The 12,585-nt window shown below is 61.1% G+C and carries 8 protein-coding genes; 6 read left to right on the top strand and 2 right to left on the bottom strand.

Annotated elements, in window-relative coordinates:
- Positions 1-224 precede the first annotated feature (224 nt).
- Complete coding sequence (locus tag CRO59_RS05275) at positions 225-1,088, top strand: DMT family transporter (protein ID WP_097086722.1); 864 nt, start codon at positions 225-227, stop codon at positions 1,086-1,088.
- A gap of 121 nt (positions 1,089-1,209) precedes the next feature.
- Here the strand turns inward: CRO59_RS05275 and CRO59_RS05280 are convergent, their stop codons facing one another.
- Together CRO59_RS05280 and CRO59_RS05285 are read right to left on the bottom strand one after the other, a co-directional pair.
- The gene (locus tag CRO59_RS05280) at positions 1,210-2,103 is read right to left on the bottom strand and encodes a DMT family transporter (protein WP_027614539.1); all 894 of its coding nucleotides are present in this window, start codon (positions 2,101-2,103) and stop codon (positions 1,210-1,212) included.
- 85 nt (positions 2,104-2,188) lie between these two features.
- On the bottom strand, positions 2,189-3,814 hold the full coding sequence (locus CRO59_RS05285) for a methyl-accepting chemotaxis protein (RefSeq protein WP_097086724.1): 1,626 nt from the start codon (positions 3,812-3,814) through the stop codon (positions 2,189-2,191).
- Between the two features lie 409 nt (positions 3,815-4,223).
- Here CRO59_RS05285 and aceK point away from each other — a divergent pair, with 409 nt between their 5' ends.
- The 5 genes from aceK to CRO59_RS05315 all read left to right on the top strand — a co-directional run bounded on the left by aceK (position 4,224) and on the right by CRO59_RS05315 (position 12,466).
- Entirely contained in the window at positions 4,224-5,945 is a 1,722-nt protein-coding gene (gene aceK / locus CRO59_RS05290; protein WP_097086725.1) for a bifunctional isocitrate dehydrogenase kinase/phosphatase, read from the top strand.
- Between the two features lie 213 nt (positions 5,946-6,158).
- Positions 6,159-10,070, top strand: a complete 3,912-nt coding sequence (gene hrpA / locus CRO59_RS05300; protein ID WP_097086727.1) for an ATP-dependent RNA helicase HrpA — start codon at positions 6,159-6,161, stop codon at positions 10,068-10,070.
- A 326-nt stretch (positions 10,071-10,396) separates the two neighbouring features.
- Entirely contained in the window at positions 10,397-11,518 is a 1,122-nt protein-coding gene (locus CRO59_RS05305) for a beta-ketoacyl-ACP synthase III (protein ID WP_007969627.1), read from the top strand.
- Between the two features lie 106 nt (positions 11,519-11,624).
- Positions 11,625-12,239: an RNA polymerase sigma factor gene (locus CRO59_RS05310; RefSeq protein ID WP_003222662.1), complete on the top strand. Its 615-nt coding sequence runs from the start codon at positions 11,625-11,627 to the stop codon at positions 12,237-12,239.
- Positions 12,233-12,466 carry an anti-sigma factor gene (locus tag CRO59_RS05315; protein ID WP_027614544.1) on the top strand — a complete coding sequence of 78 codons (234 nt, stop codon included), beginning with the start codon at positions 12,233-12,235 and terminating at the stop codon, positions 12,464-12,466. The genes CRO59_RS05310 and CRO59_RS05315 overlap by 7 nt, the downstream gene beginning before the upstream one ends.
- Positions 12,467-12,585: the final 119 nt, after the last annotated feature.

Consider the following 12,585-nt stretch of genomic DNA (forward strand, 5'->3'; position numbering starts at 1 on the left):
GCGGTCAACGCTGGCGTCGTGCCGTGCGGGAATCAGCAGCCTGGGCAGATCAGTCATTACCCTCCACCTGTCAGTAGCACGCCGGTGTGCGCCGTCGTATCACCGCCGGGCGTTGGCGTTTCGGGCTGATCGGCATTCTTTGCTGACCCCTGCGCCCGCCAGAAAAACCTACTGAATTTCAGTCTCGGCTGAGTTGGCTATTTGCCTGACTACAGGTGGTATTCATGTTTGTCCTTTCGAAAAAATCCGCGCTCGCGGCGACGTCCACGAGCCTGTTCGTTCTGCTGTGGAGCAGCGGAGCGATCTTCTCCAAATGGGGGCTGGCCCATGCCTCGCCCTTTGCCTTTCTGCTGATTCGCTTTGTGATCGCACTGTGCGGGCTGCTGCTGTTGACGCCGCTGCTCAAGTTGAAGCTGCCCAAGGGCGGTCGGCCGATGCTGTTTGCGATTGCAACGGGCGTGGTGTTGTTGGGCGCGTATCAGATTTTCTATCTGCTGGCACTCAACACCAAAGTCACGCCGGGGGTGATGGCGACCATCATGGGCGTGCAGCCGATCCTGACCGTGGTGCTGATGGAGCGCCAGCGCTCGGCGAGCCGGATGTTCGGTCTGGCGCTGGGCCTGGCCGGGTTGATTATGGTGGTTTATCAGGGTATCGGACTGGCGGGGATGTCCTGGGCAGGGATGCTGTTCGGTCTGTTGGCGCTGGCGAGCATGACAGTGGGCTCGATCATGCAGAAACGCATCACCGACAATCCCCTCGGCACATTGCCGGTGCAGTATCTGGCCGGGCTGTTGTTGTGCGGGATATTTGTGCCATTTCAGCCGTTCCACTTTGAACAGAGCACGGGTTTCATCGTGCCGGTGTTGTGGATGGGACTGGTGGTGTCGGTGTTGGCGACACTGTTGCTCTATCGCCTGATCGCCCGGGGCAATCTGGTGAATGTCACCAGTCTGTTCTATCTGGTGCCGGCGGTGACGGCGGTGATGGACTACGTGATTTTCGGCAATCGTCTGGCGGCGTTGAGTGTGCTGGGGATGCTGTTGATCATCGTCGGGCTGGCGTTTGTGTTCCGTAAAACCGGCTGATCCGTAAACCGATGGCGGCTGTTCGGCCGCCTTCGCGAGCAAGCCCGCTCCCACAGGGGGGAATGCATTCACCTGTGGGAGCGGGCTTGCTCGCGAAGACTGACTTATCAGCGCCGCAACATCAGCGGGCTGTTGCTACAGCCGGCTTCAACACCAGCCACAACGCCAGCGCAATCAACACCCCGCCATACAGGTGCGCCATCGACAACGGCTCATCCAGCAACAATGCGCCCCACAACACGCCGAACGCCGGGATCATGAAGGTCACGGTCATCGATTTGACCGGGCCGATGGAACTGAGCAGGCGGAAATAGATGATGTAGGCGAACGCGGTGCAACCCAGCCCCAGGCCCAGCAGCGACAGCCAGACATTCCACCCACCCCAGCTTGCCGGAGGGGCGGTGATCACGCTGTAGCCGAACAGTGGCAACAGAAACAGCGAGGCACCGAGCATGCTGCCCACGGCCGAGAGACGACTGTCGAGCCCGCCGCTGTGATCCAGCCAGCGCCGCGTGAGGAACCCGGCGAAGCCGTAGCAAGTGGTAGCGAGCAGGCAGGCGAGGGCGCCCATCAGCAATTGCAGATCGAACGCGACCGGACCTGCGCGCGTCAGCACGCCGACACCGAACAAGCCGAGAAACACCCCGGTCAGTTTCGCGACAGTGAGTTTTTCGCTGAAAAACAGCCCGCCAATCAACACGCCCATCAACGGCGTGGTGGCGTTGAAGATTGCCGAGTAACCGGCCGGCAACACTTGCGCCGCCACCGAATACAACGTCGCCGGAATCCCCGAGTTGATCACGCCCAGCAACATCACGGTTTTCAGTTTGCCCTTGAAATCCCAGCTGATGCGCATCAGCCCGAGAATCACCAGCAGACCGACGGCAGCAATCGACACCCGAAAGAACGCGGTCGGAATGGTGCCGATCACCGGCGCAATAATGCGCATGAACAGGAAGCTCGCGCCCCAGATGGCTGCCAGCGACAGCATGCGGAAAATATCGACAGCGCTCACGATGGCACTCCTTCCTTGATCGGGACGAGAGTGTTGCCGAGCGCCCTGTCGATGGCAACCGTCAATCGGGCATTTAATTTTTCATTCAGAGCACGAAGCGCGTCACCAACCCGTTGAGGTCGATCGCCAGGCGCGACAGTTCCTGACTGGCAGCGGAGGTCTGGGTAGCGCCGGCGGCGGTCTGGGTCGAGAGATCGCGGATGGTCACCAGATTCTGATCAACCTCGCGCGCGACCAGCGCTTGCTGCTCGGCCGCGCTGGCGATCACCAGGTTGCGCTGGTTGATCTGCGAGATCGACGCGGTGATTTTCTCCAGTGCCTGACCGGCACTGTTCGCCCGGCGCAACGTGTGGCTGGCCTGCTCGGCACTGCTTTGCAAGGCGCCGACGGTGGCGCCGGTGCCTTGCTGGATGCTGCTGATCATCAGCTCGATTTCTTCGGTGGAGTTCTGCGTGCGTTGCGCCAGCGAACGCACTTCATCGGCGACCACCGCAAAACCGCGTCCGGCCTCACCCGCGCGCGCCGCTTCGATGGCGGCGTTGAGCGCCAGCAGGTTGGTTTGCCCGGCGATGCCGCGAATCACCTCGAGCACCTTGCTGATGTCCTGAGCCTGAGTGGCGAGGCCTTCGGCCTGCTCCGACGCACCGAGCACTGCGCTGACCAGTTCCTGAATCGAGTTGATGGTCTCGCTGACCTGCACATGCCCGTGTTTGCTGTCCTCGTTCGAGGCTTCGGAGGCCTCGGCGCTGGATACCGCGTTGGCCGCAACTTCATCCACCGCCGTGCTCATCTCGGTGACGGCGGTGGCGGCCTGTTCGATTTGATCGTTCTGCTGTTGCAGGCCACGGGTGCTTTGCTCCATCACCGAGCTCATTTCTTCGGCGGCGGAGGCCAGTTGCTGCGCCGATTCGCTGATGCCACGGATGGTCGAGCGCAGGTTGTTCTGCATCTCGGCGAGGGCGCTGAGCAACTGCGCCGCCTCATCGCTACCGTGATCGGCAATCTGGCCGCTGAGGTCGCCGGCGGCAATTTTTTGCGCGACGGACAGGGCCTGATTGATCGGTGCGGTGATGCTGCGGGTCAGCAGCCAGGCCAGCAGCAGGGTAGCGATCAGGGCGACAATGATGATCGTCGCGACAATCCACAGCGCCTGCTGATAAACCCCGGCAGCAGCTTCGGCGGCGCTGTCGGCGCCTTGCTGGTTGAAGCTGATCATCTGCTCCAGCGCTTTGTCGAGGATCCGGCCCTGTGGCGCCAGTTCATTGTTCAGACGGGCATAGGCCTGTTCACTTTGCCCGGCGTCGATCTGAGCGATGATCTGGTCCAGGATGCTCATGTACTTGGCGACGTCGCTATTCAAACCGTCGAGCATCGCCCGTTCCGCATCGCTGGCCAGCAGAGCGGTGTGGTCCTTCAGGCGCTTCGACAATTCTTCGCGCTGCACCTTGATGATGCCTTTGCTTGTGTCGCGTACCGCCGGCTGGGTGCTGGTGATCAGGCGCAGGGATTCGAGGCGGATGTTGGCGATGTTCGCCGCCGCATCGTGAATGCTCTCGATGCTGGGCATCCACGACTCCTCGATCACCGTTGCGCTCTCACGCAGATTTTTCATCTGGCCCAGGCCGAACAGGCCGACCACCACCAGCAGGGCGGCCAATACGGCAAAACTCAAACTGGCGCGCAAACCGATGCGCAGATTGCGGATAGACATCAATGTGCTCCTTGATCTATGAGGAAGAGGTCGTCCTCGTGGGCCGAGGATCTTGTTGTGAGGCGGGTACTGGCGGGCTGTATATCAAAGTGCCACTATTTTGGTAAGACCAATCTGTGAGCAGTTCTTCTCTTTCATCGACAGGCGGGAACGCAGCGGTAAAACCGCGAGCCAGAGCGGTGGGGCAGGGATTGGATCCGAATCCCAGGGAATTCGCGGGCTGGCGCGGGGCGGCAGACGAGACTGAGAGGGCGGTTAATTGACCGAACGGTCGACTCAAAAAACTTTGATAAAAACTGTGTCGCTGTACAACCCTGCCGCGCTTTTGGCAGAAATTGCACTTCTCCTGCGCACGCATCCGTGGCTAAGCTCAGGCACAGATTTCCACTTGCACGCCGAGGTCTCCTCTATGCCGCAGCAATGGCCAGCCACCGACATCGCCCGCATGATCCTCGATGGCTTTGACGATTACCGCGAGCACTTCCGGCGGATCACCGACGGTGCGCGCGAGCGCTTCGAGCAGGCGCGCTGGCAGGAGACGCAGACCGCGTCGGCGGCGCGGATCAATCTCTACGAAGAAAAGGTCGGCGAAACCATCGCCCGCCTGCGCGAGCATTTCGACGACGAGACGCTGATGAATGTCGGCAGTTGGCCGCTGGTGAAGAGCGCTTACATCAGTGTCATTGACCTGCGTTTCGACGATGAATTGTCCGAGACCTGGTACAACTCGATCTTCTGCGGGCTGTTCAGTCACGACCTGATCAGCGACGGCTGCATGTTCATCCACACCACCCGGCCGAGCCTGCGCCGCGCCCGGGCTGCGCAAACCCGCACCTACAAGCCGCAAGGGCGGTTGTCGTCGATGCTCGCGAGCATCTTTGCCGACTATCGCTTCAGCGAGGATTACGCCGATCTGCCCGGTGACCTGCAGCGCCTCGAAGCACAGTTGCGCGAGAATTTGCCGGACTGGGTGTGCAAGGACCCGGAGCTGAGCGTCGAGCTGTTTTCCTCGGTGTTGTACCGCAACAAGGGCGCGTATCTGGTCGGGCGTATCTACACCCGCGACGAGCAGTGGCCGCTGGTGATTCCATTGCTGCACCGCGAGGGCCGCGGGATTCAGATCGACGCGCTGATCACCGACGAAGCCGACGTGTCGATCATTTTCTCTTTCACCCGTTCGTATTTCATGGTGGATGTGCCGGTGCCGGCGGAGTTCATCGGCTTCCTGCGGCGCATTCTGCCGGGTAAGCACATCGCCGAGCTTTACACCTCGATCGGTTTCTACAAGCACGGCAAATCCGAGTTCTACCGGGCGCTGATCAATCACCTGGCCAACACCGACGACCAGTTCATCATGGCCCCCGGCGTGCGCGGCATGGTCATGAGCGTGTTTACCCTGCCGGGCTTCAACACCGTGTTCAAGATCATCAAGGACCGTTTCTCGCCGTCGAAAAACGTCGACCGGGCGACGGTGATCGAAAAATACCGTCTGGTGAAAAGTGTCGACCGGGTCGGGCGCATGGCCGATACCCAGGAGTTCGCCGACTTCCGTTTTCCGCTGAGCAAGTTCGATCCGGCGTGTCTGGAAGAGCTGCTCGAGGTCGCGCCGTCGACGGTCTCGGTCGAGGGCGACACGGTGCTGATCCGCCACTGCTGGACCGAGCGCCGCATGACCCCGCTCAACCTCTATCTGGAAAACGCCAATGAAGCACAGGTGCGCGAGGCACTGGAGGATTACGGCCTGGCGATCAAACAACTGGCGGCGGCCAACATCTTTCCCGGCGACATGTTGCTGAAGAACTTCGGCGTCACTCGTCACGGCCGAGTGGTGTTCTACGACTACGACGAGATCTGCTTCCTGACCGAAGCCAACTTCCGCCACATCCCCGCGCCGCGCACCCCCGAGGACGAAATGGCGTCCGAACCCTGGTACTCGATCGGGCCGCTGGATGTGTTCCCGGAAGAGTTTCCGCCGTTTCTGTTTGCCGATGCCGGGCAGCGCAAACTGTTCGATCAACTGCACGGCGAGTTGTACAACGCCGATTACTGGAAGGGTTTGCAGGAGGCGATTCGCGCCGGCAAAGTCATCGACGTCTTCCCCTATCGCCGCAAAGGCCTCGATAACGAATAATCCCGGAGCATGACGAATTTGTGGCGAGGGAGCTTGCTCCCGCTGGGCTGCGAAGCGGCCCCGAAACCATCCGCCGCGTCCTGACAGTGACCTCCCGACAACCGGATTACGATTGCTGCGCAACCGAGCGGGAGCAAGCTCCCTCGCCACAGTAGGAGGCAAATCTGCGACAATCGCTCCCCTGCATAAACAGACGACCGAATTGCGTACCCGATGACCGACGAATCGCCCTCCATCGACAAACTGCTGAAAAACCTCGATCACGCCATGCTCGCCGACCGTCACCGGCTGCGGCGGCAGTTACTCGAGCTGCGCAAGAAACCCGACGAGGCCAAACTGGTCCAGTGGGTGGCGCGCATGCAGGCGTCCTGTGATCAGGTGCTGGCGCGCCGTGCCAGCCTGCCAGTGATTCGTTACGACGACAGCCTGCCGATCGCCGCCAAGCGCGACGAAATCAAGGCGGCGCTGGAGAAGCATCAAGTGCTGATCATCGCTGGCGAAACCGGCTCGGGTAAAACCACCCAGTTGCCGAAAATCTGTCTGGAAATCGGTCGCGGCCAGCATGGCTTGATCGGCCACACCCAGCCACGCCGAATCGCTGCGCGCAGTGTCGCCAGCCGGGTGGCCGAAGAACTCGGTACGCCGCTCGGTTCGCTGGTTGGCTATCAGGTGCGCTTCGAGGATCAAAGTGATTCCAACACCCTGATCAAGCTGATGACCGACGGTATTTTGCTGGCGGAAACCCAGAATGATCGTTATCTGGAACGCTACGACACGATCATCGTCGACGAAGCCCACGAGCGCAGTCTCAACATCGACTTCCTGCTCGGTTACCTGAAAACTCTGCTGCCGCGTCGCCCGGACCTGAAGGTCATCATCACTTCGGCGACCATCGATCTGGAGCGCTTCTCCAAGCATTTCGATGATGCGCCGATCGTCGAGGTGTCCGGTCGCACCTTCCCGGTAGACACCTGGTATCGCCCGCTGACCCTGGAGCAGGATGAAGAGGGCAACCGTGTCGAAGACGACCTGACCGTGGATCAGGCGATCCTCGCCACCCTCGATGAAATTGCCGCCTACGAGCGTAGCGAACGCCGCAGTCCCGGCGATGTGCTGGTGTTCCTGCCCGGCGAGCGCGAGATCCGCGATGCCGCCGACATGCTGCGCAAGGCCCAGCTCAAACACACCGAAATCCTGCCGCTGTACGCGCGCCTGTCGCCGGCCGAACAGCAGCGGATTTTCCAGTCGCATCCGGGGCGCCGCGTAGTGCTGGCGACCAACGTCGCCGAGACCTCGCTGACCGTGCCGGGCATCCGCTACGTGATCGACAGCGGCACCGCGCGCATCAGTCGCTACAGCTATCGCGCCAAGGTCCAGCGGTTGCCGATCGAAGCGATTTCCCAGGCCAGCGCCAATCAGCGTAAGGGTCGTTGCGGCCGGGTCGAGCCGGGTATTTGCGTGCGCTTGTACAGCGAAGAGGATTTTCTCGGTCGCCCGGAATTCACCGATCCGGAAATTCTGCGCACCAACCTTGCCGCCGTGATCTTGCAGATGCTGCATTTGCGCCTCGGCGAAATCACTGCGTTCCCGTTCATCGAACCGCCCGATGGCAAGGCGATCAGCGACGGTTTCAACCTGCTGCAAGAGCTCTCGGCGGTGGATCGCAACAGCCAGCTGACCCCGCTCGGTCGCCAACTGGCGCGTCTGCCGGTGGACCCGCGCATGGGCCGCATGCTGCTCGAAGCGGCGAAGCTCGGCAGCTTGCAGGAAGTGCTGATCGTCGCCAGCGCCATGTCGATTCAGGACCCGCGCGAGCGTCCGCCGGAGCGTCAGCAAGCAGCCGATCAGGCCCACGCACAATGGAAAGACAGCGATTCGGACTTCGCCGGACTGGTCAATCTGTGGCGCGGTTTTGAAGAGCAGCGTCAGGCGCTGACCGCCAGTCCGCTGCGCAACTGGTGCCGGAAGAATTTCCTCAACTACCTGCGTCTGCGCGAGTGGCGTGATTCCCATCGCCAACTGAGTCTGATCTGCCGCGACATGCAGTTGAGCCTCAATAAAGAGCCGGCGGATTACCCGAAACTGCACAAAGCGGTATTGGTCGGTCTGCTCAGCCAGATCGGCCAGAAAACCGAGGACGGCGATTACCTCGGTGCCCGTCAGCGGCGCTTCTGGATTCATCCGTCGTCGGGCATCGGCAAGAAACGTCCGCAGTGGCTGATGACCGCCGAACTGGTGGAAACCACCAAGCTTTACGCGCGGATGGTCGCCAAGATCGATGCCGACTGGATCGAGCCGCTGGCCGGGCACCTGATCAAGAAAAACCATTTCGAACCGCACTGGGAGAAGAAGCGCGGCCAGGTCGTGGCTTACGAGCAGATCACCCTGTTCGGGCTGATCGTGGTCGGTCGCCGCCCGGTGCATTACGGCCCGGTGGATCCGCTGGTCTCGCGTGAGCTGTTTATCCGTGAAGGTCTGGTGCGTGGCGAGATTCAGTCGAAAGCCAAGTGCCTGACCGCCAACAAGCAGTTGCTCGAACAGCTCGACGAGCTGGAAGCCAAGGCTCGGCGCCGCGACATTCTCGCTGACGAAGAAACCCTGTACGCGTTCTACGATGCGCGCTTGCCGGCGGAGATTCATCAGACCGCGACGTTCGACAGCTGGTATCGGGTCAACAGCCAGAAAGACCCGCAATTGCTGATCATGCGCGAAGAAGACGTGCTGGCCCGCGAGGCCAGTGAGGTCACCGCGCGCGACTACCCGGACACGCTGCACATCGGTGATCTGGAACTGGCGCTCAGTTATCACTTCGAACCCAATCACCCGCGCGACGGCGTGACCCTGCGCGTGCCGGCACCGCTGCTGCCGATGCTGCCGCCGGAGCGCCTGGAATGGCTGGTGCCGGGGCTGATCGAGGCCAAGTGCATTGCGCTGGTGCGCAATCTGCCGAAAGCCTTGCGCAAGAACTTCGTGCCGGTGCCGGATTTCATCAAGGCGGCGTTGCAGCGCATGACCTTCGCTGAAGGCTCATTGCCGCAAGCGCTCGGTCGCGAGTTGCTGCGCATGACCGGTGCGCGCGTCAGCGATGAAGCATGGGCGGAAGCCGCGCAGCAGGTCGAAAGCCATCTGCGGATGAACCTGGAAATCGTCGACGGCCAGGGCAAGTTCCTCGGCGAGGGCCGCGACCTGGCCGAGCTGACCGCGCGTTTTGCCGAAGCCAGCCAGGCGGCTTTGGCCGTGCCGCAGAGTGCGAAAAGTCAGCAACCGGTGGAGGCCAAGGTCTTCGCCCCGGTGGCGGAAAAGACTCAGCAGAAGATCGCCGGACTGTCGATGACGGTCTATCCGGCGCTGGTGGAAGAGGGCGGCACGGTCAAGGAAGGGCGGTTCTCGACCCCGGCCGAAGCCGAGTTCCAGCATCGCCGCGCCTTGCAGCGGCTGCTGCTGCAGCAACTGGCGGAGCCGGCGAAGTTCCTGCGCAGCAAACTGCCGGGTATCACCGAGTTGGGCCTGCTCTATCGCGAGCTGGGCCGAGTGGATGCGCTGGTCGAAGACATTCTGCTGGCCAGTCTCGACAGCTGCATTCTGGAAGGCGAAGACCCGTTGCCCCGTGATGGCGCCGGGCTGGCGGCATTGGCCGAACGCAAACGCGGCAGCTGGACCGAACACGCCGAGCGCGTCGCGCGGTTGACGCTGGAGATTCTCAAGCTGTGGCACAGCCTGCAAAAACGCTTCAAGGGCAAGATCGATCTGGCGCAGGCTGTGGCGCTGAATGACATCAAGCAGCAAATCAGCCATCTGGTGTATCCGGGTTTCGTCCGGGAAACACCGATGCAATGGCTCAAGGAGTTGCCGCGTTATCTGAAGGCGGTCGAGCAGCGTTTCGAGAAGCTCGGCGCGCAGGTGCAGAAGGATCGAGTCTGGAGCGGTGAACTGGCCGGCCTCTGGGCGCAATACCAGACCCGCGCCGCCAAGCATGCCCAGGAAGGCAAACGCGATCCGCAGCTTGAACTGTACCGTTGGTGGCTGGAGGAATACCGGGTGTCGCTGTTCGCCCAGCAGTTGGGGACGAAAGCGCCGATCTCGGACAAACGGTTGAGCAAGCAATGGAGTCAGGTCGAGGCCTGATCTTGAGTCGTACACGATCCCGTGTGGGAGCGAGCCTGCTCGCGAAAGCGGTATATCAGACACCATCCTCGTGACTGACACACTGCCTTCGCGAGCAGGCTCGCTCCCACATTGGATCTGGGTGGTGCTTGAGAAAGGCGCCAAAACCTCGGGTTTATGGCAAACTTCGCGACCATAAACGCCGTTTTCGCGACCCAGAGCCTTCGGTGAGGTCGTGATCGGAATAAAGCGATGCCAGGTCAGCGTCCCGCAGACGGGAACAGACCCTTTGTGTGTTGGTACGTCGGTGCCAGCGCTTTCTGCCTGAACAGATTAGAGAAACGACCATGCATAACGTCGTCATCAGCGGCACCGGCCTGTACACCCCGGCCAACAGCATCTCCAACGAAGAGCTGGTGCAGTCTTTCAATACCTACGTCGCGCAGTTCAACGCCGACAACGCCGACGCCATCGCTAGCGGTGAAGTCCAGGCACTGACCGAATCCAGTGCTGCATTCATCGAAAAAGCCTCGGGCATCAAGAGCCGCTTTGTCATGGACAAGGACGGCATCCTTGATCCTGCGCGCATGGCCCCGCGCCTGCCGGAGCGTTCCAACGACGAATGGTCGGTGCTGTGCCAGATGGCCATCGGCGCCGCTGAACAGGCGCTGCAACGTGCCGGCAAGACCGCCGCCGACATCGACGGCGTGATCGTTGCCTGCTCCAATCTGCAACGCGCCTACCCGGCCATCGCCATCGAAGTCCAGGAAGCACTGGGCATTCAGGGTTTCGGTTTCGACATGAACGTCGCCTGCTCCTCGGCGACCTTCGGCATTCAGGCCGCGGCCAACAGCGTGCAACTGGGCCAGGCCCGGGCGATTCTGATGGTCAACCCGGAAGTCTGCACCGGTCACCTGAACTTCCGTGACCGCGACAGCCACTTCATCTTCGGTGACGCCGCGACGGCGGTGATCATCGAGCGCGCTGACCTGGCGACGTCCAAGTACCAGTTCGACGTGGTCAGCACCAAACTGCTGACCAAGTTCTCCAACAACATCCGCAACAACTTCGGCTTCCTCAACCGCGCCGCGGAAGAGGGCATCGGCGCCCGCGATAAGCTGTTCGTGCAGGAAGGTCGCAAGGTGTTCAAGGACGTCTGCCCGATGGTCGCCGAGCTGATCGGTGAGCACCTGGAGGAGAACAAACTCAACGTCGGCGACGTCAAGCGCTTCTGGCTGCACCAGGCCAACCTGAGCATGAACCACCTGATCGTGCGCAAGCTGCTGGGCCGTGAAGCCACTGAAGAAGAAGCCCCGGTGATTCTCGACACCTACGCCAACACCAGCTCTGCCGGCTCGGTGATTGCCTTTCACAAATATCAGGACGATCTGGCCAGTGGATCGCTGGCGGTATTGAGCTCGTTCGGCGCCGGTTACTCGATCGGCAGCGTGATTCTGCGCAAGCGCTGAGTGCGCCTGAAAAGATCGCAGCCTGCGGCAGCTCCTACACTGATCTCTGTAGGAGCTGCCGCAGGCTGCGATCTTTTGCTTTCGACCATCTGAAAACGAGGCGTGCATGGCCGCAACCGACGACACCCAACTGCTCGAACGTCTGCTCGCGGGTGAGCAAAAGGCTTTCAAGGAGCTGGTCAGCACCTACCAGAGCGCCATGCGCGCCGTGGCGTATGCCATCGTCGGCCAGCGCCATGTCGAAGAAGTGGTGCAGGACGCCTGGCTTTCGGTGGTGCGCCACATCGGCAGCTTCGAGGGTCGTTCCAGTCTCAAGACCTGGCTGCTGACCATCACCGCCAACTCGGCCAAGAGCCGCTACAAACAAAACCGCCGCGAAGTGTTGATGGATGATCTGCCGTCACCCCACGGCACCATCGATGACGACCGTTTTTCGCCCGGTGACGGCCATTGGCTGGTGGCGCCATTCGCCTGGCATCAGGACACCCCGGAAGCCTTGCTCACCGAAAGCGAGTTGCGTGACTGCCTGGAGCACACCTTGCTCAGTCTGTCGGAACTGCAAAGCAGCGTGTTGCTGCTACGCGAGCGTCAGGGCCTGGAGCTGGAAGAGATCTGTAATCTTCTGGAGATCTCGCTCTCCAATGTCCGTGTGCTGCTGCATCGGGCGCGGCTGAAAGTCTTCGCCACGGTGGAGCATTTTGAGGAGACCGGCGAATGCTGACCTGCAAGGAACAAGTAGCGCGCTCCAGCGATTATCTCGATGGCCAATTGAGCTTTCGCGAGAAACTGCTGGTGCGCCATCACCTGATGTTCTGCCCCAACTGTCGGCGGTTCATTCGTCAGATGCGTTTGATGCAGGCCACGTTGAAGGCGATGCCGGAGAGGCCGCAAGAGGGTGTGGATGCGCTGGCCGAACGCTTGGCCGAGCAACGCCGTAAGGAAAAATAGAATCTCACTTGTAGGAGCTGCCGAAGGCTGCGATCTTTTGATCCTCAAAAACAAGATCAAAAGATCGCAGCCTCCGGCAGCTCCTACAGTGTTTTTGCATCCTGCAGAAATAGCCCGAC

Origin of the sequence: Pseudomonas sp. LAMO17WK12:I5 (assembly GCF_900215165.1) — a bacterium.
Classification (GTDB): Bacteria; Pseudomonadota; Gammaproteobacteria; order Pseudomonadales; family Pseudomonadaceae; genus Aquipseudomonas; species Aquipseudomonas putida_A.

Excerpts from the sequence above, each read along its gene's own strand:
- CRO59_RS05305 (WP_007969627.1), top strand. The coding sequence starts at position 10,397 with ATGCATAACGTCGTCATCAGCGGCACCGGCCTGTACACCCCGGCCAAC.
- CRO59_RS05275 (WP_097086722.1), top strand. The coding sequence starts at position 225 with ATGTTTGTCCTTTCGAAAAAATCCGCGCTCGCGGCGACGTCCACGAGC.
- CRO59_RS05285 (WP_097086724.1), bottom strand. The coding sequence starts at position 3,814 with ATGTCTATCCGCAATCTGCGCATCGGTTTGCGCGCCAGTTTGAGTTTT.
- CRO59_RS05315 (WP_027614544.1), top strand. The coding sequence starts at position 12,233 with ATGCTGACCTGCAAGGAACAAGTAGCGCGCTCCAGCGATTATCTCGAT.
- hrpA (WP_097086727.1), top strand. The coding sequence starts at position 6,159 with ATGACCGACGAATCGCCCTCCATCGACAAACTGCTGAAAAACCTCGAT.
- CRO59_RS05310 (WP_003222662.1), top strand. The coding sequence starts at position 11,625 with ATGGCCGCAACCGACGACACCCAACTGCTCGAACGTCTGCTCGCGGGT.
- aceK (WP_097086725.1), top strand. The coding sequence starts at position 4,224 with ATGCCGCAGCAATGGCCAGCCACCGACATCGCCCGCATGATCCTCGAT.